We start from the raw sequence: 24,972 nt of genomic DNA, 5'->3' as shown, positions 1-24,972 counted from the left end.
TACCATTATTAAAATGATAAGACTAAATATCATCTTTCTCACTTCTTTAATTTACAATATCTCCTATTATAGAATATAAATTAAATAAATAGCATAAGATGTAGTAAATGTTGTAAAAACCGTAGTAAATGATTTATTTGTCTAATAATTTATTTTTATAGTACTCAAAAAATGTTGTTTTCCCTGTAATTACTGTCGTTTGTCCTTGCATACCATATTTTAGTAAATCTTTATTACTATCATTAATATTGACTTTTGCTTCAACTTGATAGTAATCATTTTTTTCTACCGTTACTGGAGAAACACCTATCTTATAAATTTTGCCTGTTAAAATAATCGGCTTAGGAACATTTCTGATTACTTTAAATTTTATGTTTTGCCCTACCTTAATGGAAGAAATATCTGCCGTACTTATATATGCATTAATTTTCAATGTTTTTTGTGTTTTTAATACTGGCAATATCTGTGCTAGATTTGTACCTGCACTTACATATCTACTTCCTTTATAGTTATTGTTAATATGTAGAATTCCATTTTTAATGGCTGTTACCTTATATTCCTTATTAACATTATTATTATCACTGATATTTGTATCTATCTCTTGAAGATTCTGTTTAACTTTTGTAATTTCTTGATTAATAGAGTTTAGCTTACTTGATTGTAACTCTTGAAGTTTTTGATTATTTATTTCAACGTCATATTTTGATGAGTCAAAATCAGGTATACTTGATGACAACTCTCCTTGCTTTTTTAATTCGCTAGAAATCGAGCTTTGTTTTGCTTTATCATTTTTTGCTTTTTCCTGTATCATTGTATTTTCTGTCAAATATGTATTTCTTTGTTCTAAATAACTATCTAACTCATTATGGTATCCAAATTCATCATCACTTCCAAAAGTATCTTGATTCGTTTGTATTCCTTGTTTGAGTAAATTTAATGCTTCTAACTGTTGATTTAAAGTTTCTCTTTGATAGTTATATAATTTCTCTTTATCCCTGATATTTACATTATTATATACAAGAAGTGTATCACCCTTTTTAACATACTTACCTTCTTCTAAATAGTTCTTTTCAATAGGACTATTTACAGTTGCTTGAATAACAGGATTAGTTCCCACAGCTTCAAGTGTCCCTACTCCTTTAATAGTTATTTCTTTTTTTCCAAAAAAGCCAAACATGATTACTAGCAACAGTAAAATTGCAGTTGGGATAATAATCATAGTTGAAAAGTTTCTAAATCTAGTAGAATAAAATTCACTACTTTCTAAAAATTTATCTTCCATAATTCCACCCCTAACTATTAACTAAATTGTAGTAGTATCCCTCTTGTGCTAACAATTCATCATGTCTACCTTGTTCCACGATTTTTCCATTATCTAATACTAAAATATTATCTGTTCGTTTAGCTATTGATAATCTATGTGCGATAAAAATAATTGTCTTATCTTTTAATTGCATTAAATTATCAATTAACCTTTTTTCTGTAATTGCATCTAATCCACTTGTAGACTCGTCAAAAATCAATACTTGTGCTGGCGATAATAAAGCTCTAGCAATTGTAATTCTTTGCTTCTGTCCACCTGATAAAGTATTAGCATTTTCGTCTAGTTCTGTTCTTAATTGCAGTGGCATCTTAGCTATATCTTCGGCAATCATCGCAATTTTACATGCATTAAAAATATCTTCATCTGTTACATTAATCCGATTACCCAATTTAAGATTATCTTCTATGGTTCCTGCGAATATATAAGGATTTTGTGGTACATAGTTAATATAAGAACGTAAGATATGTTTATCTATTTCATTACTACTATGATTATTAAACTTTAAAATTCCTGAAGTTGGTTCAAAAAAATTTACTAATAGTTTAACTAAAGTTGACTTACCAGAACCACTCATCCCCACTATTGTTAATTTTTCTCCTTGCTTAATTGTCAAATTAATCTTATCTAGAACATTTTCTCCATATCCATAACGATAATCAACATCTTCAAACTCAATATCTCCTTGAAGTTGTTGAACATCATGAATGACTTTTTTATCTTTAAATTCACTTTCCACTAAATAAACTTCATTTAGGCGATTATGAGCTACTCTTGCACTCTGTAATTTTGGCTGTAAATTTATAATATTTTGCAATGGATTTACAAAATAACTTAATAAGGCGTTAAAAGTCATTAATTGTCCTATGGAAAGTTGATTGTTAATCACTAAGTTCGCCCCTAGCCATAACACTACGACATTTAAAGATTGTTGAATACACAGTTTTAATGCTTGTTGTAATGAATCAGTTTTTAAATAGGCTAGTGATTTTTTCAAATAGTCTACAAATTGACTATCAATTCTACGATAGCGAGTCTGCTCACTATTTAAAGCCTTTATCGTTTCTATACCTTGAATATCTTCAATAATAGACGAACTAAGTACTGCATTACTTTCCATTTGCTTATTATTTAATTTTTCAAATGCTTTGGTAAAAGTAAGAATAATAACTGCATAGATTGGAAGTGATATGAGCGTTATACCCAGTAATTTAAGGTTTTGAATGGCTAAAATGATGCCCATAATAACTACAATGCTAACATCTAAAAAAATAGATATTACTGTACTAGCTAGAGCATCTATAATCTTACTGGCATCATTAAAACGAGAAACAATTTCCCCTGTTTTTCTAGTTGCAAAAAATTCCATAGGTAACTCAAAAATATGCCTAATATAACTTAGTATAATTTCGATTGAAAGTCGTTGTCCTAAAACAGCTAATAGAAAATCTCTGGCATACGTAAAAATTGAATTGAAAATATAAATTACTAATAATCCTAGTGCAATAATTGCCATTGTATTACGCATGCCATTAGGAATATATGTATCGATAACTGCTTGTAAGAAGTAGGAACCTAAGATACTAATAATTGTTATCAGTAAGGCTGCTAAAACGATATTAAGCACTAACTGCTTTTGTTTAAATAACTTAGTAAATAAAGACCATAACTTTTTTCTATCTTCTTTTACTGGCTTATATTCAATACCGGGAGCAATAAATAAAGTAACACCTGTCCATTCTTCTTCAAAACGTTCATATGACATTTTGGTTATCCCTACTTCTTGAGCTGGGTCTGCAATTAAAATATATTTAGACGTTGCTTTTAATACCACATAGTAATGTAATAATGTTCCATTCTTAATCACATGTGCAATAAAAGGATACGTAATATCTTTCATTTCAAAAAGGGACATGTCTGCTTTTACTGCCTGCGTTTCTAATCCTAATTCTTGAGCTGTTTTAACAATTCCTAATGCTGTGGTACCTTCCATTGTTGTTTTAGCAATTTTTCTTAAATACGCTAATGATACAGAAGAACCATAATGTTTTAAAATCATGGCTAACGAAGCTACACCACAATCAGATTCATCTACTTGTGGGATATAATATTTTTTATATTTATGTATCATAAGTTAATATCCCCTTTACTAAACTTATTATCTTTCATCTCTTTTATATTGAGTGTATCATGTCTGTAAATTATTATGCCTAAATTATCGAATTTGGTCCTTTTTTTACTTATTTGGTTTCTTTGACTTATCAAAATAAAAAACTAAGAAAAATCATTGAGTAAATTTTAATTTGATTTTTCCTAGCTTTCTTATTTTATTTACCGTAAAATCCTGCACTAAATCCTGCCTTTATATCATTTCTGTGTCTATATCCAGATTTAAAAACTGCAACTGCTCCTTGAACAATGAGGTTTGACCATGGAGAACCCCCTCCAACAATCTTTACTAAATCTTTTTCATCTATACTATTTAATTTTTTATTCATTTTAATGACCTCTTTCGCAAAGTTTTGTTACCACCAATGATTGATAAATATATTTTATGCCTAAGTAAGCAAAAAATATATCAATAATTGTAAATAAAAAATATCCTTTATCAAAAAAAATACTTCCTATCGCTATTGATAACATTACTAAACCGATATAAAAAGTATAATTTTTATAAAACTTTTTATTTATTTTCATATCTTACTCCTCCACTTTTAATGATAAGGTAATTGAAAATACGGATGTCTTAAATTCCATCTTGCCGTCATCCCTAATTGGTAGCCATATCCATACCATATCTTACCTTCTATACTTCTCCCACCAATAATTTCGGCTAGATTTTCTTCGTTATACACTTTCATAGCAATTCACCTCCTAGCTTCAATTTATCATATTCTTAAATCATTATGTCTAAATTATCAAATTTGGTCTTTTTTTAGATTTATTTGGCAATAGTACCAATTCTGTTTAATTTTACACATCTTTCGCTAATTCATATTATCTAAGTTAGAAATGACATATACTAGCAGTGTGGTTAAGATATAACTTACATTGTCAATGAAAGGCGTTGATTAAATTATGGGCATCACGGCTAGAAAATAGGAAAAATATAGATACTTTCTTTTTTCAATTAATTTAGCAATTTTTGTACCTTTAGGCATTTGGCTAGGTGATTGGTTAGGCAACTCTGCCAGTATACCTTTTTTGGAATTTATTAGCTCTCCTAAAATGATAATGATTGCTATTTTTTGTTTAATATCTAGCAGTCCATTGCTTTATGTTGTAGATACATTAATAAAGGTCAATAAACATTTAAAAGGATGATTATCATGATGGATAAAGAATTTACAGTATTGACAGAATGTGAGTTAGCAAAGGTTGATGGTGGTAAAGGTAGTAAAGGGAGCTCTTATGTGGCTGGATTTGCTAGTGCAGCGATAGCAGGCACTGGATTAGGTGGTGAAATTTGTGGAGTTCCATGTGCTATGATAGGTGCACATTATGCACCTATTGGTTGGACTATAGTTACAGGTGCGACAGGAGGTTTTTAAGATGACTAGATTTTATGTTGTAAAAGTTGAAGAATTATCTACCATTGTAGGTGGAAATAACTAGGGAAATGCTTTTATAGGCGCTTTAGGTGGTGCAACTGAGGGTATCAAAGTGTGTAAACAATTTGGACCATGGGTCACAACAGGATGTGGAATAGTTGGAGCAGGAGCAGGTGCGTGGATTGGGTATCACAATTCCTGATGAAGAAGACAGATAGAATTCTTATGTATTGCATAGGTATAGGTCAGATACTTATGGGGTTAATCAATATGATGTTAGGAAGTGGCGTAATATATTCGATTTTTCTAATGTCTGTAGGGATAGTAATTATAGTTACAAGTAAGCCGCGTAAATGATAGGTAGTTATATTAAATAATAAAATATTTTTTGAATGGTGTCATATAAGCTAATAATCTATTGGCTAAATTTGACACTATTTTTTTCAAATAGAATCATTGGTGTTAAGGGAGTAGAATATATGTCATTTTGGATTGTAGTTATAATCGTATATGTTATTTTTATCAGTATTTATACTAGTAAAAAAGAAGATGGGCATTATCTAAAAAAAATTTAAAATACAATAAGAAAATAAGTTATATGAGAGCGTGGATGTTAAACTTTTTGTGTTTTCCATAATAATCACTCGTCTTCTGTTTGTTATTTTTCTAACTCTGTAGTGACAGAATCGTGGTTATTATAGAATTTTTAATTTTTTCACATAGAAAATAAAAAATCCTATGGATCCAACATTAGGACTACACAGGATTTTGAAAAGAATTGGAATACCCTAGTTCCAACCCTCTTTATTAATTATATTTTCTATTTTGTCTAATTTCTTTAATCAACATAACTACAAAAACCATCAATGTTCCCAATAAGATTAAACCTCTCATTGTTAACATAGAAGTTCGCATAAGTCCATTTAGATCCAGTAATATTAACAATAAAAAGCCTGCATATCTACTATTTTTTGTAAAATTTACTTTCAACCTTGAAATTACCATAAACCCTACAACTAGTAATATGATAATACCTATTTCTACCATGTCATTTTCACCACCTATATCAATAAAAACAAAAGATTAAACTGTTTTCAAATTATACCTTTCAATCAAACTTTTCATTTTAGCCTTACTTCTTCTAGGAAAAGTCTCTTTATATCCATCTTTAAAAGAAATAACCCTTGTTGACAGGTTAATTTCAACAATATTACTTGGATTAGCTAAACAAGATTGTGATATTTTTTCTAGAAAATCATTTTCTGCCTCTAACTTCTTAATATCGCCTGTAAACTCACCCATACCATTAACTGTAACTATTTCTAATCTATGTGACTTAGGAGTGGTAATAATATATAGAATATCATTAATATTTTCGTTAATAATTCTTCTGCCCATTTTATAGCTAAATGTCATTTTCTTTATGGCATGAGATTCCCTAATTCTCCTTGCAGCTAATGATAAAGTCTCATTTAGTCGCTTTTGAATCACTTCATCACTATCATTTTTAGTAATAAAATCTAACGCTCCTGTGCGACGTCGATAGGTCATTGCTGCTAGATTTTCATAAGCTGTAATAAAAATTATCTGTGCATTTGGATCTCTTTGTCTAATAAATTCAGCTAAGTCTATTCCATCTCTATCTGCTTTATCCCTACTAAGCTCGATATCTAAAAAATAAACTCCACTATCTACTTTATTATCTTCTAAATAGTCAGCTACTTCAATATAACTATTAGCTTCCAAAGTTATTTTAAACTCTTTATCTTTACTGTCAGCAGAATCTTCTAAAGACCAAATAGCATATTTAACTAGATCATGTATCCTTCTAACTTGATCCTTCTCATCGTCACAAATAATAATTCCATATTCTTCCAAATTAAACTACCCCTTAAATACTCATAACCATAAGGAAAGTAAACCAACCATCTTTAATTTGATAATTGATAAAAATATCATTATAAGGTTGACTTAATTCTTCTATATTAGCTAATCCTAATCCATCATGATTCTTCTTAGTTGTAAAACCCGATTTTTTCATATCTTGAATTGTTAAGTCTGTATTTCGACAACGATTCTTAATTTCTATTTCAAGCTCACCATTCTCTCGATAAACCATTGTATCTATCCTAGCTTCATCGCCAAGTTCAAGACTTTCTTCAATTGCATTATCATACGTAATCCCTAATATTCTAATTATATCAAATGCATTATACTCATTCGATAAACTATCTATCACATCCCGACATTCAAAAGAGTATTGAATATTATCTTGAAAGATTCTATTCAATTTACTGATAAATAGACTCTTTAATAATTCATCTTTAATGTTGTCAACATCATTAAACTGCCATAATACTTTATCTTCTAAGATCTTACTCGAATATTCAGCTAGTTTATCTATTAACTCTTTATCATGATTTTTCTTTGCACTGAGCTTCAAACTTACTAACATATTTTGGTAGTCATGCTTAAATTTGCGTAAACTTCGCTGGCTACTTTCTAACTGTTGAGTGTAAATCTTTAAATCTTTAATTTGCTGTAAACTTAATTTATCTTGTCTAATTTTTTTACTATTATTGTAGATATATAGTGAGAAAATTAATTGTACGATAATAACTACTAATAATATAAGATATAACACCTTATCAACTTTAAATAAATAACCAGTCAAATAATATATTCCTGCAAAACTGACTAATAAATAAATAATTAAATAGAAGAATGTCTTCCCATATTCATCATCTAAATTCTTTATAATATCTGTTTTCATTAAAATATAGTATTCTAAAATATTTATAACAATAGTGTCTATTGGAAGTGCGCTGATGTATTGTGAAATTATTTGTGAAAGTAAAAATTCTATCTCAAATGAAAGATATGAATATAGTAGGAGAATTAATATTCTTCCCAATACCTGATAATCTCTTTTTCTTCTTTTATATACTATATAAAAAGCCGACACTTCAAAAAGTTCGGCACAAAAAGCACCTAAATCTCCACCTCCATGATACAAAAAAACTATCGGAAATGTAATAATTGTAAATAGAATATTTTGCTTTTTACTTCTATTAATGGGTGTAATTAAATAGAAAAATAGATAGTCACATGCTACACTAATAAATAAACCAACTGCATATAATATAATATTATATCTATTATATATATCCACTATATCTGTCATTTTACTTGCAAATTCCTAAAAATTTAAACCTACATACTTTATCATAAGTTTTTGTTCCTCCCTCTTGTTTACCACCTACAATAACTTGTAACTTCTTTTCTGTTAACACTTCAAATTTCATAAAAAATCTCTCCTTTGTTATCTTTATTACAAATATAGTTTAACATTTTTTAATCTACTTTATTCGTTTTTTATCATATTCGGTTCATTTTAATGCTTATTTGGATGAAATTCTTAAAACTATAGCCTATAGCCACCACATAAAGTTTAACACCCATGCCTCACATAACCTACTTTCTTATTCTTTTCTATAGCTTTCTCATCAAATGACTTGTAATGTCTATCTTCTTTTTTACTAGTATAGATACTGATAAAGATAATATATACAACTATTACTGTAACCTAAATTATCATGTACTTATTTCCTAATTCCCAAAATATATTATATTCTATTAAAAATAAAAGTAGTGTCAAATTTAGCTATATACTATAACTTACACTTGACACTACTTGCAGAAAAATAGATCTATTTTCTAATTTTTTATATTTATATTAATGGCAACTTGCAAATCCACCAGAAATTCCACCCGCTACGGCTGACCAAGGTCCACCGATAGCTCCAATTAAAGCTCCACCTACGATACCAGCTCCACAGTGAACCCAGCGATTTCCGCTACCACCATAACCATTTTTACCACCATTTACTGATGCTAAGTTATCTTCAGTCATAATTGTGAATCTTTTATCTAGATTTTTCATTTTAAATCACTCCTATATTATAAACAAGTAAGCGCTCCGCCTACCATTCCTAAGTTTGCTCCACCTACAATACCAGCTGGTCCAAGTGGAACTCCTGCAGCTGCTCCAGCAAATAGACCACCTAAGAAGTTACCTACACAGTTAGGTCCACGTTTCCCACCATCAACCTTTGCTAATTCACATTCTGTCAATACTGTAAATTCCTTCATCATGATAATCATCCTTTCATATGTTTATTTACCTTCATTGTAGTATCTAATAAATAAAGTAGTGTACTACCACCTATTAGACAAAAAATAGCAACTATTATCATTTTAGGCGTCTGGATATAATCTAAATAAGACATGTCCTCATTACCAAACAACCATATTCCTAGTGGAATCAATAGTGCCCAAATAACTGGAGCAATAACATATCTCTTCTTTCCTCTAATGAATCCACCATCCAACCAAGTCTCCCATAGTTTTTTTAGCATGTAAAAACACATCCTTTCTAAAACACTTGTGAAACATATACTTACACTTTTATTGTATTATCATTCTGTATTCAAATATCAATTTAGCGTAAAATACGTTATTCTATACCTAGTTGGTTACATTTCTTTTTAACTACAAATATTTTGATTTGAATGTCTCAATCTTTTGAAAAATTTGGTATTAGCGATTGTACATCCTATATCATAACCAAACTTACCACTATCTATATAGTCATAAGAATTTCTTCCACCAATTATATGTGCCAATTCTTTCTTATCAATTTGTACAAAATTATTATTCATAACTTCAACACCTCATAATTTTTAAAAATTTATTATAGCTATAATTTACACTTATGATTATTCACTTCATCTGCTCTTTTTGATTATTTCTTCTAATTTTGCTAAATTTTATTCTTATTCTCTTTTTTCAACCAGATAGGCACTATTTATTACCAAATTGGAAAAATCTCCTCAATTTATTACTTTCTATGTAATAATAAAAATACTTTTATAATGAATTGAGGTAAAAATTATGAATAGTTTTTCTAATAATATTAATTTCAGCAAAATTTCTGTTTCACTAATTACTTTATTCCTATTGATCTGGACATTAGTTGATGGAAATCTAATTCATCTTGGTATACTAGCCTTTTCTTCTTTGGTTACAACCATGCTACATTTCCATTATTTTGAAGCTACTGATGACAAGCATCCACTAAATAGAATTGATTTTGGATTACAATTGCTATTTATCTTTATTTCTATTATTAAATTTTTCTTGATTTCAGGAAGATAACAATAAGCCTATCAGGTATCAAATTACATCTGATAGGCTTATTTATTAACATATGTATCAACAATTTTGTACTTCTTTTTAATGATATAATTTTTCGATTAGTGAAATCCAAGTAATCGCCTATATACCCACTTGCATAAGTTGCCCACCAACCTGAAGCTCCATTAAATAAAGTCTTAAAGTTCGTCCAAGCACTAATTTTAACAGGTGCCTTAACTCCCATTCATAATAAATAACAATTTATCACCTGACCACTTTAGATAGTTAGCTTTAAACGCTTCGTTTTAACGTGCAATTTTTTGAGCTTTCTCAAAGCTTTCTATAACTACCATTTTAACAAAAAAGATGATATTTAGTTCACTGTAATGTTCCATAGTTTCGGTTCAACGTATTCAAATCGTATTCAATCAAAAAAGACACCTTGCCTCTACTCATATAATAGGTAGAAACAAGGTGTCTTATGTTTTCTAAGAATAATAAAAAAACCTTTCTGTTGGAATAACAGAAAGGAGGAAATAAATGGTAACTAACCATAACTTCTTTTTGAGGTAACTAACCTCTTACTAACCTACTATCTAAATTATATAGCAGCATATAAATTTGTCAATAAATCACTTTAAAATATTTTTTTGACTTATATCATAGTGTATAATGACCTTTGGTACATAAGATTAACCATCTTAAACTGTACCGGAATTGAGGTGTATACCTCTTGCTAAACCTACTACAAATGTTAGGGCTAACTATCCTAACAAATATAATATCTGATATTATTTCGGACAAGATTAAGAACCGTCATAAACGGAAACATTAATCTTTGAAGTATTAATCCAGATAGTAAAAGCAGATGCGGTGGCAAGCAACCCAACTTCTGCTTTTTTTGCTATAAAAATAAGCCCATCCAATCCTTTTAAGGAATAGAGGAAGTAAAAACTCTACTCTACCACAATTAGGAGTTGTCCCTCTTTATCATCAGCCATTATTTAAACTTCCTATTCCTAAAATTCCTAAGCAATTAGAACGTACTATAATGTTAATTACTTTTCTAGTTCTATATTTGGGATTCTTAATATGTTTATGGTTGAGTTGGAAAGAAATAAATAAAAGGAAATAGATAAAAAGTAAATATGCAATATAGCAATAGGACCAATTAGAAAATTTATGCAAATAATCGATTTTTGTAGATTCAAAACTACATTTTTGCATAAATTAGTAAATTGGTCCTATCTTTATATTCAACTTTTTTTATTATGTTACTTTTATTATGCGGTAACTGTTATTTTGTTTTTAAATAATCAATAACATCGTTTAATGTTTTACAAACAGCAATAGTTTTCTCTAAATATTCTTTCGCTGGTCTTTTCATATAAGGTATACAAATAACTGGAATATGTGCATTGTAGGCAGCCATAATACCATTTTCACTATCTTCTAAAACTATTGCCTCATTAGTTGATACATTTATTTTTTCGCAAGCTTTTAAGAAAACTTCTGGATTAGGCTTGCTTAGTGTTACATCTTCACTAAATACAAACTCATCAAAGTAGCTGAGAATATCGTGCCCTTTTAGAATAGAGATCGCTCTATCTTTGGTACTTGATGTTGCCAAAGCTACTTTATAATTATTCTCTTTTAGATACACAAGTAGAGATTTTACCCCTACTTTTAATTCCACACCTTGTGAAATAAGTTTGCGTTCAATATTCAAAACTTCATCTAAACATTCCTGATAAGATACCGATAAGTTATACGTATCTATAAAACGTTTAATATTTTCTTTTTCTGTTTTACCACTATAATGTTTTGCATATTCTTCTTTAGTAAAACTATATCCATATTCAGATAATAATTCCTGATATATTTTTAAAGATACAATTTCTGTATCTACTAGCAATCCATCAAGATCAAATATAGCCGCTTTAATCACAATAAATCAACCACCTTTCGTAATACATATTTATTATATCATATAATTATTCAATCTTATTTTGACATAAAAGTTGATTATCTTGTCATAGACAATTTAATACCTTTACCTCAATCTTCAGACACTATCCGATATTTCTTAGCGAACTTTTCGGCTGTAACAACCTTAGAATTGGTAAAGTCGATAACATCTCCCTCAAAGCCAATGTCATACATTGCCGATGCACCACCAGCTATACCAACAAAAGAAGCTGAAATTCCATTTAAAATAGTTCGTATTATTCCTTTTTTTGCTCTAGTAACTGCTGGCCAATAAATTCTGACTTTATTACCACTACCATGTAACCATCGCAACCCATTATGCTCAAAAGCATCTTTAACCCAATCAGGCTGGACATTATCTCTACTCACTTGCCAAACATCTACTTTTCTACCTCTATAGATTGCTTTCATTTGCTTTATCACCTTTCTTATTACTTTTTCCTATCCTTAATAGCCATAACTAATCTATATATCACTAATACTATATATACCAACAGTGCTATTAATACTATTATATATAGTATTTTATTCTCATAACCTTCATCAAATATTGTAGTTACTATTAGAAATGTTCCTAATGTTGCTTGCTTTCTAGCTCGTTTATCTAATTCACCATGTTTTTTCTTATAATTAACTTTCAAAATTGCTGATATTATAAAAAATATCCAAATAATTGCCTTAATAACTAAATAATCCATCATTCCACCACCTATTCTCTATTTTTGCCATTATTATACTATTTTAATTAAATTTAATTCTGTATTTTCTTAATTAACACTCTTTTCTGCTTATTTGGTTAACAACATATCCATGTATGTTCAAAAAAATAGCGACAAAACATCGCTGTCTTGCCACTATTCCCAACTATGTCAACTCACCCCAGTCTAAAGACATGGGGCTTGTGAGTGTTCAAGCCTTTCGGCTCTACTAACACACTCTTCCGTGGGTAAAATACAGCATAAATATCCAAAAAAAGATACTTACGTCTTACACATCAATTTACCACAGCACTTTGTATACAATAATATACGGGTGGCGCAAGCTGCCAAACGCACCCTTTACTTAGCTTTAGCTAAGTTTTTTGGTTTTTCTAACTTATCTAATCCTTTAGCTAGAATATTTTTAGCTGCATTCCAATCTCTAATATGATGTTCATGACAATTAGGACAAGTCCATTCTCTATCCTTGAGATTCAACTTATCAGTTCCATTTGTTCCCATTATAAAGCCACAAGCATAACAAGTCTGTGTTGTATTTTTAGGATTAACCGATATAACTGTTCTGTTATACAAATTAGCTTTATAATCCAATTTCTGTAAAAAGTTTCTCCAACCAACATCGGATATAGACATAGCTAAAGCGTGATTCTTGAGCATATTTTTACTTCTCAAATTTTCTACTACCACCAAATCGTGGTTATTAATAAGTGCAGTAGTAACATGATTCAAAAAGTTATTACGTTGATTGCGCACTCTGTCATGGAGCTTAGCTACTAAAACTCTTTGTTTTTGGTAATTTTTACTATCACGTAAAGAACGTTTTTCTTTTTTAGCTCTTCTTTGCCTTCTAGATAATACTTTTTGAGCTTTAGCTACTTTACCTTTAATAGTACGGTAATAACGTGGATTAGCTACCACTTTACCAAAACTATCGGTCAAAAAATTCTCTGTATTCAAATCAACACCAACTTGAGAATTAGTTTTAGCTAATTTCTTTACAAATGGTGTATCAGAGCCTAATTGCATTGATACGAAGTATCTATCAGCTGTATCTTTAGAGATAGTAACAGTACCGATTCTAATATCATCTTTATTGTCAATAATACGACGGTGAGAACCAGATACTCTTAATCTACCTAATTTAGGCAAACTAATATGATTCTTATCAAGAAATTTTACGCTAGCAGAATAAACGTCCATTTTAGCATCTTTACCATATTGAGCATTAGTTTGATAACTCAAACGGTAACTCTTTTTATGGAACTTAGGTGTACCAGATGAATGTACTTTTCTAAACATCTTCCATGCTTTTTGATAATTTTGAATAGCGTTAGCTTTAGCTAAACTATCAATATTCTTATCTTGCATGTACTGATAATGATTAGATAAATTTCTAGCGTTTTTACGACTTTTTAATTCTTTAATACGTTCCTTAACAATATCAATAGGTAACTTAACTTGTTTCAACTTATATAATTCTTGGTCAATAGCAACCATTTTATTATAAACAGTTCTAGCAATGTTACCATTGATTTTAATAATCTTCTTTTGGTTAGTACTTGGATAAATGCGCATTTTCAATCCATAATGATACTCTAAATCACTCATCTTCTTCATTGTATTTCACCTCCTTTAAGTTTATACTATAATTATAATCAATGTATTAGATTGTATCAATAGAAATCGTTAATTTTATAAGGTAAAGGAGACTATACAATGACTAATAAAATAAAAGACGCAATATACACAAAACGTTATGTGTATAATTTACATTTTCACTTAATTTGGTGTACAAAATACAGAAATAAGACTTTTACAAATGAAAAGTTATCTAACGAAATGAAAGATATTCTACAAAGAGTAGCTGACGACAATGAAATAGTCATTGAAAAAATGGAAGTAATGCCAGACCATGTACATATGCTTATTTCATTTCCACCGAGAAAATCAGCAGTAGACGTAATCAAAGCACTAAAAGGCAGAAGTGCATTCTTATTCTTACAAACACATCCAGAAATTAGACAAAAACAATATTGGAGCGGTCATTTATGGTCTTCTAGCTATTATCTAGGCTCTCTAGGTAACATGAGTAAAGATGTTGTTGAGAGATATATTAACGACCATAAATATAATGCATACAAAAAATAGGACTCTACGAGTCCTAGGCTTAGGCTATCCATCCCCCCTCACTAAAGTAAGGGGATTTCCGCCAAATCGTCATTAAATAAATTAAGTTTTGCGATTCTATCAACTGCTTCTTCTAAACGTTCTGGTTCAATTAACAAACCAATTCGTACATAACCTTCTCCATATTCGCCAAAACCATTTCCAGGAGCTACTGCTACTCCAGCTTCATTCAAAAGTAAATCTGCAAATTCTTCACTACTATATCCCTTTGGTACTTCCATCCAAGCATAGAAAGTTCCCTTAGGTACGAAAGCTTTCCATCCGATTTTTTCAGCAGCTTGGATGAACGCATTTCTTCTAGTTTCGTAACGATCTACAATCTTACTGATTTCAGCATCGCGTTCTGGGGCTTTCAAAGCATCAATTCCTGCATATTGTAGAGCTGGAAAGATACTTACAAATAAATGATCTTGGATAAGATTTAAAGCATCAATGATATCAGCATTTCCTACCGCAAAAGCAACTCGCCAGCCTGCCATGTTAAAAGTCTTAGAGAAGGTATAAAATTCGATACCAACATCCTTAGCTCCTGGAATCTCCATAAAACTTAATGGTCGCTCTCCATCAAAACCAATTGCACCATATGCAAAATCGCTGATGATACCTACTTCATATTTCTTTGCCCAAGCAACTAATTCTTCGTAAAATTCTTGAGTTGCGGTTGCACCTGTCGGATTATTAGGATAGTTAATATAGAAAAATTTAGCTTTTTTAGCAAGTTCTTCAGGAATAGATTTCAAATCTGGTAAGAAATTATTCTCCTTCAAAAGTGGAACTTTCTCAAAAGTTACCTGTCCAAGTGTAGCTCCAGACCAATAATCTGGATAACCAGGATCTGGTAATAAAAATACATCGCCAGGATTCATCAAAGCCAGTGGTAGTTCGACTAAGCCCGTTTTAGAGCCACCAAGAACTGCAACTTCTTTTTCTGGATCAAATGTAGTTTGATACTTTTCTTGATAAAAATCTGCTATAGCTTGTTTAAAATCTGGTTGTCCACGAAATAATGAGTACTTGTGACTTTGCGGACTAGCTACCCATTTTTGTGTGCTCTTAACGATATATTTAGGAGTTTGTTTATCAGGATTACCTTGTCCCAGATTGATAACATCTACTCCTTCTGCAATTTTTTTGTTAACTTTGATTACCAAATTAGCAAAGAATTGCTTTGGTAGATTCTTTAGAATTTCGGATTTCTCAAATTCCATCGTCTTTCCTCGCTTTCTTAGTCGTATAATTCTGGTCTACGATCTTCAAATACATGAATTTGTTGAGTGAATTTTTCCATTTCGGATGTATCTAAATCATAAACTGTCAATGTTTCTTGATCGCCACTATCACTTAAAACTTCACCTAAAGGATTAATTATCAGTGAATGACCATTAAATTTATTGTCAGGATTATCGCCCACTCGATTAACTGCAACAACATAAGCTTGATTTTCAATCGCTCTTGCAACTAACAAGGCTTTCCATTGTTCAATTCTAGTTTGAGGCCATTGAGCCACGACATAGATTACACTCAATTTTTTCTTGGCAACTGTCCGCAACCATTCTGGGAATCGGATGTCATAACAGATGAACGATGCACTCTTCACACCAGCTAACTCAAAAACATTTTTTTGATCACCAGCAGCTAAATACTTATCTTCATCCATCAATCTAAACAAATGAACTTTACGATACTCACTAATAAGCTTACCTTGTTTATCAACTATATAAGTTGTATTGTAAAACTGTTCATGCTCTTTAATCGCAACTGATCCACCAACAATGTCAATCTTATATTCTTGTGCTTTAGCTTGTAAAAATTCCTTAGTTCGCTGGCCTTCAACATCTGCAATTTCTTCTAACCTTGCTAGGTCATAACCTGTATTCCACAATTCTGGTAAGACAACTACATCCGCCTTAGCTTGTGCTGCCTTGCTTAAATATTGAGCAACCTTTTTGTAATTTTCTTCAGGTTTCCCGTGTTTGACAGGAATTTGTGCCAATGCAATCCTTAATGTCATGCGATCACCTCTTATTCAAGTAATTATGATAATTTAATTATACTCTATCATTTTTAAACAAAAAATACTAATAAAAAATAAGGATCAAGATTTACATATCTTAATCCTTACTTCCATTATTTGTTTAATCTATCTAAAATTTCTTTAGCCACTTCATGATTAGTATACATCCAGAAAATGTGACCCAATACTTCTGATAAGTGTTCTTCTAAAGGTTGACGTTTAGCACTTGGAATAGTCTTCATAGCTGGCATAATTACCAAGTGGAAAGCAATCCACATAGCTACACCAAATGGAATACCTTGTTTCTTAGTTAACCAATTCATTTTCTTTTCCAATGCTAATGCATATGTTGTTGCAAAAGTTACTGAAAATCCGAAGTGAATTAGAAAACTAGCCCATGGCATTCTATGACCAGAATATTTATAAGTTGATTGTGTTATCTCTGCCGGTACTCCCAATTGTTGTAAGAAAGTTTGTGGAGGATTAACTTCATCGCGTTCTGGAGTTCTAGGTGGCATAATATTTTCCCAACCTAATTTAACTAAACCAGAAATAATCCCTGATGCAGTTCCAGCAATTAAAACATTTTTTAGACTTTTGTTCACAAAAATCACCCCTCTTTGAATTGCTACTAGTGTATCCCTAAAGCTAACTTAGCGTATCGACTTAAACGGTCTGTCGTCCACATTGGCTCCCATACAAATTCAACATCTACGTTCTTTATCTCTGGAATATCTCTCAAAGCTCTTGTAACCATATCTGCCAAAATGTTAGTAAGTGGGCAACCCATTGTAGTCAATGTCATTTCTACCAAACAGATGCCATCTTCATCTAAGTCAACGTTGTAAATTAATCCTAAGTTAACAATATCTATATTCAATTCGGGATCAACCACTGTTGTTAGCTTCTCTATTATATCATCTCTGACCTCTTTATTACTTCTCATACGACTTGGTCCTTTCCTATAGATTTTTACCAAAAATACGCATTCTAATTTCTTGTCCGGTTGGAGTTCCTGCCAAACCACCAATTCCAGTTTCTCGTAGTGACTCTGGCATATTTTTACCGACCTTGTCCATCGCACTAATTACTTCATCTGCTGGAATCATACTTTCGCAACCAGCCAGTGCCATGTCTGCAGATATCAAAGCATTGCTAGAACCAATAGCATTACGATTAATACAAGGCACTTCTACTAAACCTGCAATAGGATCACATACCAAACCTAATAAATTACTAATTGCAATCGCCATTGCATTAGCACTCTGTTTAGGAGTCCCGCCTGCTACTTCTACAGCCGCAGCTGCTCCCATTCCAGAAGCACTACCTACTTCAGCTTGGCAACCACCTGTAGCACCTGCAATGCAAGCATTGTTAGCAATAACCATTCCAAATCCACCAGCAGTAAATAAAAATCTCACCATTTGTTCTTCATCTAATCCCAACCTTTTTTCAAGAGTAAATAACACTCCTGGAAGAGTACCTGAAGATCCTGCTGTTGGAGTTGCACATATAACTCCCATCGCTGCATTAACTTCATTTGTAGCAATGGCTGATTGTACTGCTGACATTATCATATCTCCAGATAATGTTTTGTGAGATTTTCGGTAATCTTTTATTTTTACAGCATCGCCACCTGTTAATCCTGTTTTAGAGTGTACTCCAATTCCATGGGCACCCCGACTAACTGCTAATCTCATAGTATCTAAATTATGTTTCATTTTTCTCCATACATCATTTCTGGAAACGTTCATATCGTTACACTCAGCTTGAATAACTAATTCAGATATTGGTAAGTTTTTAATTGTAGCATCGCTAACTAATTCTTCTATACTTGCATACATTTTAAATTCCTCTTATAGACAGATGATATTTTCATATTTATTAACAAAAAATCCTCTTATTCCTTCTTGTAATTGTTGTTTCAAATCAAATTCATATATTGTATATTCATTATTTTTTAAAACTTGTTTCTTATAAAATGGAGCTAACCTATTCAAGTCCTCAATAAGTGATATTCCGTTATCCCTTTCTGTATTGGTGGTTACGTAAAGTATAATTGATAGTGGTCCGGTTGGTTTAATATCTATTCCATGAAGTCTAATATTACGAATCTCTATGGTTCCTCCACCAATGGAACAACCTGAAATTTGCACTCTTTTATCTCCACCAATCAAATCTAAAACTGCAGTATTAGGATGATGAATAGGACTTTCACCGCTCTCTTCTACAAACCTAATATCTATTCCTTGTTCTCTAGCAATTTGTCTAGAATTGGGAACCCTAGGATCTGATGCATCAAAGCCTAGAACTCCTGCCGCAATCGCATAATCTGTTCCATGACCACGATGCGTCTTAGCAAATGAGCCATAGTAATGTACAACTACCCTTTTAGGAATGCCACCAAATAAATCATTAGCTGCCCTTCCAATTGCAACCGCACCGGCAGTATGAGAACTTGAAGGACCTATCATTATTGGTCCAATAATATCAAAAACACTTCTATATAAATTACTCAAACCGAGTACCTGCTTTCACTAGGATATCTTCTACATTATTATAGCACACCACATAAGCTGTAACTTTTAATTATTTTTATGATAATAAAATAAAGAATAGTTTCTTCCTATTTAAATAAAAAATTGCCGATAACTTTTGTTTAAAAATTACCAGCAATTTTCATATTCTAATTATAATTATTTTTTAGTGTATTCCACATCAATAGTTTTAGCTGTTAATCCTGTTACATCCTTTCTGTATTGTGGTGTAACTAGACCCACAAGGTAACTTACTACAAATGATGTCAAGAATGATACGCTACTTGTAATAAATGGAGAAATATTTAAAGATTGTACATAATATGTTAAACCAGCTGCTACAATCAAAGCAATTACAGCACCAACAGTATTAGCTTTTTCTGTAAAAATACCTGCAGCAAAGATACCTGCAATAGGAACACCAAACAAACCAGTTACTGCTAAGAATAAGTTCCATGTTTCTGAAGTATTGCCAACTAATAAGTAAATAGCAACTGCTAAACTAAATAAACCAGAAATTACGATAATCCAACGAGCTAAAGCAACATCACTAATATTCTTAAATTTATCATTAAAGAATCTTTGTTTAAAGTCAACAATACCACAAGAAGAAATAGCATTTAAACTAGAAGCAATAGTTGATTGAGCAGCAGCAAAGATAGCAGCAATAACTAGTCCAGCAATACCTGCAGGAAGTTTAGTTACAATAAAGTATGGTACAACTGCACTTGTGTTAAATCCTTTTGGTAGCACTGCTGCGTGGTTGTAAAAACTAAACAGAACTGTACCCATTCCGTAGAAAATAGGAATTGTGATAAATGCTAAGATACCATTTGTCCAAAGAGATTTCTTTGTTTCTTCCATTGTTGCTGTGGTTTGATAACGTTGCACAACATCTTGACTACCAGTATATTGATATAAACTATTAAAGAATTGACCTGCAAAAATCAAAGGTAAAAACTTAGATAAATCACTTACTTTCATATCAAATCCAGAAATTAATTTATGATGTGTAATTGCATCAGAAGTTACAGTAGCCCAACCACCATCAATATAGTGAGCACCTAGAATGATAACTAATAATGCACCACCTAGTAACAAAATACCTTGGATAACATCTGACCAAATAACACCTTCAATACCACCTAGGAATGTATAAATGATACATAGTCCGCCTACGAATAATGCAATAATAATTGGATTAATATCCGAAACAGATGTAATTGCGATGATAGGTAAGTAAATAACAATAGCTACTCGAGCAATATGATAAAGCATAAATAGTAAACTACCTAAAATTCGCATTACCGGACCAAATCTTTCTTCTAAGTATCCATAAGCTGTTGGAACTTTTAATTTTCTAAAGAATGGAACATAGTACTTAACTAAAATTGGAATGATAGCAATAATTGCTAAATTACCAATTGAATATGCCCAATCATTTAAGAAAGCTTGTTCAGGTGTAGACATAAAAGTGATAGCACTTAAAGTTGTAGCATAAATGCTAAATCCTGCAGCCCAAGCTGGAATTTTACCTTCAGCTGTGAAAAATGAATCTGTATTCTTACTTGCTTTTTTAGTAAAATAAGCTCCGACTGCTAACATTGCTAGCAAATATAAAACTAGGACAATCCAATTAAGAGTACCAAAACCGACTTTTTCCATTTCGTTTCACCTCATAATATTAATTAATTTGATTTTTTGTGTAAACTTCTTCTCTTTCTGTTCTTTGTATATAGAATTTTAAAATTAGTGGAGCAATCAAAGTTGTGATTACGGTTACAATTATCATGGCAGTATAATGATTTTGATCAACAACATGTGCATTCAGAGCTACATTGGCTACAACTAGTGCCATTTCTCCACGTGATACCATTCCTGCTCCTACAATATTCGATTCATCCCAAGTTAATCCAAAAGCTTTTGCTCCAAGACCACATCCTATTTGTTTTCCCAAAATTGCTATAATAATTAGCAATATAATAAAGAAAATATCATTTTGCATTCCTTTAAAACTAATACTCAATCCAATACTTACAAAAAATACTGGTATAAAAACAGCATATCCTATAGGTTCAATCTTCAATGACAATTTCTCTTTAAATTTTGTTTCAGAAATCGCTAACCCTGCAAAATAAGCTCCCAAAACATCACTCATTCCCATAGACACAGCCAAAGCAGCAAAACCAAAGCATAAAATTATCGCTGCAGTTGTATCATTTTCGCTCGCATTTAACTTACTAAATATTTCTAAAAATTTAGGTACAAACCACTTTCCTAACAAGAATGCGATTACAAAAAATAGTATCTTAGGACCAATTAATTTTAATAATGCTATACCTGATGTTCCGCTACTTCCAACAAAACTAATACTCAAACCTAGTAAAATAACACAAATGATATCATCAGCTACTGCAGCACCTAAAATCATGGCCCCTTCTCTACTATTCATCCGGTTCATTTCTCTAAGTACTTGAACTGTAATACTTACTGAAGTTGCACTTAAAACCAGCCCTATAAATAATGCTGTTTCCCAAGAAAAGCCAAATACTAATGCACATAAAAGTGCTGCACTTCCTGTTGGAACAATTACACCTAGTATCGCAATTGTTACAGATGGTTTCCAATACTTCATCAGCATCTGTAAATTTCCTTCTAATCCTGCAATAAACATTAGAATGATTACTCCCAGCTCTGAAAAATAATGAACTAAATTAGTCGGAGCTAAAATCCCAAGTACTGCAGGACCTGCAATAATTCCTACTAATAATTCTCCAATTACACTTGGAAAATTAAATACATTAGATAAATGGGCACCTATTTTTGTCAAAAGCAATATTATAAACAATTCAACGAGATACGTCATTGATAACACCTACCGTTTCATCAATACCTCTTCTACTTTCTCCATTTCATCAACTACTTTATCTTTATCAATTCCATATTCTAAAAATATTGGTATATTTTGATCTAATTCATTTAACATATACTTCCAATCTGTATTTCCATCATTTAACATCATCGTATTTTTATTTTTTATATCTTTTAAATGATATACAGAAATATTGTCTTTCAATTCATCAAAAGCAACATGTGGATTTTCATTTATCCAATACCAATTTCCAGAATCAAATGTATATCCTAATTTGATATGATTATCACTTAAATAATTTATTGCTTTTTTCATTTCTACTAAAGTTCCATTGGCATTAGGTTGATTTTCAATAGTTACATTTACAGATGTATTATTTAAAATATCATTTAATTTGTTAAAATTTGTATTCCTAATATCTATATGCCCTAAACTGTATTTTAAGTTAGAGATATTATACTTTTCAGCTATTAAAATCTTATTTTCGATATCTTGATTGAAACCTTCTTGATTAAACAATTCTTGCGGAACAGAATAAAATAACTTCCATCCATTTTCCTTACACAAATTAGCGATTTCTCCTAATTCTTCTTCAATTTTGCCTTCATTAAAAAACTCTCCACGCACTTCAATGCTATCTATCAATTTCTCTGGTAGACTTTTCAAGCATTCTAATTGGCTCTTACCTTTTTTTACTTCATTTTCGAAAATAGCTGTGTTTATAGATACATGCATTTATATCCAACCGCCTTTCTTAATATCATTCCTGTGCAGTGTTGTAATCGAAGGTAGCACTCTCTATTTATAAAACGTTTTCATTCAACAACGTCATTATATAAAAAGAAAATAAATATTTCAACACTTAAAAAAGATATTTATTTTCAAAATAAGGTGATAATTCTTTTATATCAGTATTTTATAAAAAGTAAATTTTTTTATTTTGATAAAAGTAAAAATATAATATCTGTAAAATAAAGAAAGCTAAGAATCACGTTAAATTAGTGTAATTCTTAGCTTTCATCTTTATTTACTTCTAAAAATTAAATTCTGGAAACCATATTTTAATTTCACGTTGCGCACTTTCTACACTATCTGATGTATGCACCACGTTTTGGATATGTTTATAAGGCCATTCTCGCCCATAATCTCCACGGATAGTTCCAAATTCAGCTTCTCCTGGATTTGTATTACCAGCCATTCGATGCATTGCTTTAGTAATATTTGTACCTGCCGCAACTATCCCCACAATTGGACCTGATTGCATGTAAGATAACATATCTGGAAAATATGGTTTGTCAACCTTATCATTGTAATGTTGTTTTAATTGATCCTCTGTAGCTGATACAACCTTTAAAGCTTCAATTTCATATCCTTTACGCTCAATTCTAGTGATAATTTCACCTACATGATGACTTGAAACTCCATCTGGTTTAACTAAGATAAGTGTTCTTTCTTCTGCCAAATTTGTCACTTCTCTTTCTCTTCTCGTTAAATTTACCTATCATTACCTATAAGTATAATCTAACACTAATGAACACTCAACAAATTTTTTTATTTATATATTTACTAGCTCAGCAATTCCACCTAAAAGTTGTGCTTTATTTGCTAAATGACTAACCTTAATTTGTGTCTGTATCAATCCTTTAGGAACATATTCTTCAAGATGTCTTTCTACTAAATCAACTAGATATTCTCCTTGTTTAGCAACTGCACCACCTAATAAGATAAGTTCAGGATCAAATAACAAAATAATTTCTGCTACACCTCGTGCTACTTCATCTCCCCAATCTTCAATAATCTTTTTAAATCTTTCATCACCAGCTTTAGCTTTTTCAAAAGCATCAATTACAGATGTATCAAATCTTTTCAAGTAAGCTTCTAAACTTAAAGTAGCTGCTCTTTTCTGATAGTCTGTTTTAGTATTTTTATCATAAAGAGCATAACCAATAGAATTAGCACCAGCATGAGCACCAGAAAATAATTTCCCTTCATAAAAATATGCACCACCTATACCAGTACCTAACGCTATACAATAAACATTGTCACTGCCTTTCGCACCACCAGCTAAACGTTCTCCTAATAAAGCAGCATCTACATCATTAACTACTGATACTGGTAATCCAGATAATTCTTCTAACTCCTTCTTTATAGGTGTTCCTATATATCCTGGGATTGTTGGACCAGCATATTGAATTTCACCATTTTTACCAACAATGCCAGCTGTACTAACACCAATTCCTAGCAAAGTGTAAGAATTCATCATTTCTTCAGTAATTTTCTTTAGGCTTTTTAAAATATGACCATCTTTATTTTCTAAAGTTGGACAACTACTACTTTCGATAATATTTAATTCAGGATCAATCAAGCCGTATTTAATGGTAGTACCACCTACATCAAAACCTAAATAATATTTTTTCATTTGATTACCTTCTTTCTAAAGGAATTTATTATAACCGCTTTCAATATAGCATAAGATACTTTTTTTCTCAAATTAATTTTGTAAAAATAATTATCGCATTGATATAACAACGTTTATGTTTGATTATGATAATTATTATCTAAATATGTTGTTGAAATAATTTTTTT

The 24,972-nt window shown here is 31.0% G+C and carries 31 protein-coding genes; 3 read left to right on the top strand and 28 right to left on the bottom strand.

Annotation, left to right across the window (positions count from 1 at the left end; all coding sequences use genetic code 11):
* Nucleotides 1–133 precede the first annotated feature (133 nt).
* The 5 genes from PTA89_RS09725 to PTA89_RS09705 all read right to left on the bottom strand — a co-directional run bounded on the left by PTA89_RS09725 (nt 134) and on the right by PTA89_RS09705 (nt 4,182).
* A complete protein-coding gene (locus PTA89_RS09725; RefSeq protein ID WP_081538428.1) occupies nt 134–1,282 on the bottom strand; it encodes an HlyD family efflux transporter periplasmic adaptor subunit in 1,149 nt (382 codons plus the stop codon).
* Nucleotides 1,283–1,292: 10 nt separating this feature from the next.
* Entirely contained in the window at nt 1,293–3,452 is a 2,160-nt protein-coding gene (locus PTA89_RS09720) for a peptide cleavage/export ABC transporter (RefSeq protein WP_081538429.1), read from the bottom strand.
* A 196-nt stretch (nt 3,453–3,648) separates the two neighbouring features.
* On the bottom strand, nt 3,649–3,819 hold the full coding sequence (locus PTA89_RS09715) for a hypothetical protein (RefSeq protein ID WP_003708553.1): 171 nt from the start codon (nt 3,817–3,819) through the stop codon (nt 3,649–3,651).
* 1 nt (nt 3,820) lies between these two features.
* Entirely contained in the window at nt 3,821–4,018 is a 198-nt protein-coding gene (locus tag PTA89_RS09710; protein WP_034998335.1) for a hypothetical protein, read from the bottom strand.
* 17 nt (nt 4,019–4,035) lie between these two features.
* Entirely contained in the window at nt 4,036–4,182 is a 147-nt protein-coding gene (locus PTA89_RS09705) for a hypothetical protein (RefSeq protein WP_003708555.1), read from the bottom strand.
* 468 nt (nt 4,183–4,650) lie between these two features.
* On the opposite strand from PTA89_RS09705, the gene PTA89_RS09700 reads away from it, so the two are divergent.
* On the top strand, nt 4,651–4,872 hold the full coding sequence (locus PTA89_RS09700) for a bacteriocin (protein WP_225355962.1): 222 nt from the start codon (nt 4,651–4,653) through the stop codon (nt 4,870–4,872).
* An 807-nt stretch (nt 4,873–5,679) separates the two neighbouring features.
* On the opposite strand, the gene PTA89_RS09695 is transcribed toward PTA89_RS09700, so the two are convergent.
* The 8 genes from PTA89_RS09695 to PTA89_RS09660 all read right to left on the bottom strand — a co-directional run bounded on the left by PTA89_RS09695 (nt 5,680) and on the right by PTA89_RS09660 (nt 9,593).
* Nucleotides 5,680–5,919 carry a hypothetical protein gene (locus PTA89_RS09695; RefSeq protein ID WP_081538431.1) on the bottom strand — a complete coding sequence of 80 codons (240 nt, stop codon included), beginning with the start codon at nt 5,917–5,919 and terminating at the stop codon, nt 5,680–5,682.
* Nucleotides 5,920–5,955: 36 nt separating this feature from the next.
* Nucleotides 5,956–6,750, bottom strand: a complete 795-nt coding sequence (locus tag PTA89_RS09690; protein ID WP_034983615.1) for a LytR/AlgR family response regulator transcription factor — start codon at nt 6,748–6,750, stop codon at nt 5,956–5,958.
* 13 nt (nt 6,751–6,763) lie between these two features.
* The gene (locus PTA89_RS09685) at nt 6,764–7,645 is read right to left on the bottom strand and encodes a GHKL domain-containing protein (protein ID WP_225355963.1); all 882 of its coding nucleotides are present in this window, start codon (nt 7,643–7,645) and stop codon (nt 6,764–6,766) included.
* Nucleotides 7,646–8,057: 412 nt separating this feature from the next.
* Entirely contained in the window at nt 8,058–8,177 is a 120-nt protein-coding gene (locus PTA89_RS09680; RefSeq protein WP_034983611.1) for an induction peptide AbpIP family protein, read from the bottom strand.
* A gap of 431 nt (nt 8,178–8,608) precedes the next feature.
* Nucleotides 8,609–8,815 carry a Blp family class II bacteriocin gene (locus PTA89_RS09675; RefSeq protein ID WP_034983610.1) on the bottom strand — a complete coding sequence of 69 codons (207 nt, stop codon included), beginning with the start codon at nt 8,813–8,815 and terminating at the stop codon, nt 8,609–8,611.
* Nucleotides 8,816–8,832: 17 nt separating this feature from the next.
* Nucleotides 8,833–9,027 carry a Blp family class II bacteriocin gene (locus PTA89_RS09670; RefSeq protein WP_003703435.1) on the bottom strand — a complete coding sequence of 65 codons (195 nt, stop codon included), beginning with the start codon at nt 9,025–9,027 and terminating at the stop codon, nt 8,833–8,835.
* A gap of 5 nt (nt 9,028–9,032) precedes the next feature.
* Complete coding sequence (locus tag PTA89_RS09665; protein ID WP_034983609.1) at nt 9,033–9,290, bottom strand: DUF5976 family putative bacteriocin; 258 nt, start codon at nt 9,288–9,290, stop codon at nt 9,033–9,035.
* Nucleotides 9,291–9,419: 129 nt separating this feature from the next.
* Nucleotides 9,420–9,593, bottom strand: coding sequence for a ComC/BlpC family leader-containing pheromone/bacteriocin (locus tag PTA89_RS09660; RefSeq protein ID WP_034983607.1), 174 nt, complete (start codon nt 9,591–9,593; stop codon nt 9,420–9,422).
* Between the two features lie 232 nt (nt 9,594–9,825).
* Here PTA89_RS09660 and PTA89_RS09655 point away from each other — a divergent pair, with 232 nt between their 5' ends.
* Nucleotides 9,826–10,089 carry a hypothetical protein gene (locus tag PTA89_RS09655; protein WP_034983605.1) on the top strand — a complete coding sequence of 88 codons (264 nt, stop codon included), beginning with the start codon at nt 9,826–9,828 and terminating at the stop codon, nt 10,087–10,089.
* A 1,276-nt stretch (nt 10,090–11,365) separates the two neighbouring features.
* On the opposite strand, the gene PTA89_RS09650 is transcribed toward PTA89_RS09655, so the two are convergent.
* The 4 genes from PTA89_RS09650 to PTA89_RS09635 form a co-directional block, all read right to left on the bottom strand.
* The gene (locus PTA89_RS09650; protein ID WP_081538440.1) at nt 11,366–12,013 is read right to left on the bottom strand and encodes an HAD family hydrolase; all 648 of its coding nucleotides are present in this window, start codon (nt 12,011–12,013) and stop codon (nt 11,366–11,368) included.
* Between the two features lie 113 nt (nt 12,014–12,126).
* Entirely contained in the window at nt 12,127–12,468 is a 342-nt protein-coding gene (locus PTA89_RS09645; RefSeq protein ID WP_003710792.1) for a hypothetical protein, read from the bottom strand.
* Nucleotides 12,469–12,488: 20 nt separating this feature from the next.
* Nucleotides 12,489–12,755 (bottom strand): hypothetical protein, encoded by a 267-nt coding sequence (locus tag PTA89_RS09640; RefSeq protein ID WP_003710794.1) that lies wholly within the window; start codon nt 12,753–12,755, stop codon nt 12,489–12,491.
* A gap of 360 nt (nt 12,756–13,115) precedes the next feature.
* Nucleotides 13,116–14,393, bottom strand: coding sequence for an RNA-guided endonuclease InsQ/TnpB family protein (locus tag PTA89_RS09635; protein ID WP_044005746.1), 1,278 nt, complete (start codon nt 14,391–14,393; stop codon nt 13,116–13,118).
* A 99-nt stretch (nt 14,394–14,492) separates the two neighbouring features.
* Here PTA89_RS09635 and tnpA point away from each other — a divergent pair, with 99 nt between their 5' ends.
* The gene (gene tnpA, locus PTA89_RS09630; RefSeq protein WP_044005747.1) at nt 14,493–14,924 is read left to right on the top strand and encodes an IS200/IS605 family transposase; all 432 of its coding nucleotides are present in this window, start codon (nt 14,493–14,495) and stop codon (nt 14,922–14,924) included.
* A gap of 41 nt (nt 14,925–14,965) precedes the next feature.
* On the opposite strand, the gene PTA89_RS09625 is transcribed toward tnpA, so the two are convergent.
* From PTA89_RS09625 to PTA89_RS09575, 11 genes are all read right to left on the bottom strand, one after another.
* Nucleotides 14,966–16,171: a pyridoxal phosphate-dependent aminotransferase gene (locus PTA89_RS09625; RefSeq protein ID WP_324177472.1), complete on the bottom strand. Its 1,206-nt coding sequence runs from the start codon at nt 16,169–16,171 to the stop codon at nt 14,966–14,968.
* Nucleotides 16,172–16,188: 17 nt separating this feature from the next.
* Nucleotides 16,189–16,974: a carbon-nitrogen family hydrolase gene (locus tag PTA89_RS09620; RefSeq protein ID WP_081538435.1), complete on the bottom strand. Its 786-nt coding sequence runs from the start codon at nt 16,972–16,974 to the stop codon at nt 16,189–16,191.
* A 116-nt stretch (nt 16,975–17,090) separates the two neighbouring features.
* On the bottom strand, nt 17,091–17,582 hold the full coding sequence (locus PTA89_RS09615; protein WP_003708605.1) for a DUF1440 domain-containing protein: 492 nt from the start codon (nt 17,580–17,582) through the stop codon (nt 17,091–17,093).
* 26 nt (nt 17,583–17,608) lie between these two features.
* Nucleotides 17,609–17,923, bottom strand: a complete 315-nt coding sequence (locus PTA89_RS09610) for a metal-sulfur cluster assembly factor (protein WP_003703477.1) — start codon at nt 17,921–17,923, stop codon at nt 17,609–17,611.
* Between the two features lie 16 nt (nt 17,924–17,939).
* A complete protein-coding gene (sdaAA, locus tag PTA89_RS09605) occupies nt 17,940–18,821 on the bottom strand; it encodes an L-serine ammonia-lyase, iron-sulfur-dependent, subunit alpha (RefSeq protein ID WP_003703459.1) in 882 nt (293 codons plus the stop codon).
* Nucleotides 18,822–18,833: 12 nt separating this feature from the next.
* Complete coding sequence (locus PTA89_RS09600) at nt 18,834–19,496, bottom strand: serine dehydratase beta chain (RefSeq protein WP_324177471.1); 663 nt, start codon at nt 19,494–19,496, stop codon at nt 18,834–18,836.
* A gap of 177 nt (nt 19,497–19,673) precedes the next feature.
* Entirely contained in the window at nt 19,674–21,179 is a 1,506-nt protein-coding gene (locus tag PTA89_RS09595) for a sodium:solute symporter (protein ID WP_003699397.1), read from the bottom strand.
* A 19-nt stretch (nt 21,180–21,198) separates the two neighbouring features.
* Nucleotides 21,199–22,380, bottom strand: coding sequence for a cation:proton antiporter (locus PTA89_RS09590; protein ID WP_069469641.1), 1,182 nt, complete (start codon nt 22,378–22,380; stop codon nt 21,199–21,201).
* A gap of 9 nt (nt 22,381–22,389) precedes the next feature.
* Nucleotides 22,390–23,121 carry a sugar phosphate isomerase/epimerase family protein gene (locus tag PTA89_RS09585; protein ID WP_069469563.1) on the bottom strand — a complete coding sequence of 244 codons (732 nt, stop codon included), beginning with the start codon at nt 23,119–23,121 and terminating at the stop codon, nt 22,390–22,392.
* A gap of 298 nt (nt 23,122–23,419) precedes the next feature.
* Entirely contained in the window at nt 23,420–23,857 is a 438-nt protein-coding gene (gene ndk / locus PTA89_RS09580; protein ID WP_003699392.1) for a nucleoside-diphosphate kinase, read from the bottom strand.
* 84 nt (nt 23,858–23,941) lie between these two features.
* Nucleotides 23,942–24,805 carry an ROK family protein gene (locus tag PTA89_RS09575; RefSeq protein WP_003699389.1) on the bottom strand — a complete coding sequence of 288 codons (864 nt, stop codon included), beginning with the start codon at nt 24,803–24,805 and terminating at the stop codon, nt 23,942–23,944.
* Nucleotides 24,806–24,972 lie beyond the last annotated feature (167 nt).

The sequence above is a fragment of the Ligilactobacillus salivarius genome (assembly GCF_035231985.1).
GTDB lineage: Bacteria > Bacillota > Bacilli > Lactobacillales > Lactobacillaceae > Ligilactobacillus > Ligilactobacillus salivarius.
Note: the sequence above shows the minus strand (reverse complement) of the source record. Positions and strands in the feature narration are given on the sequence as shown.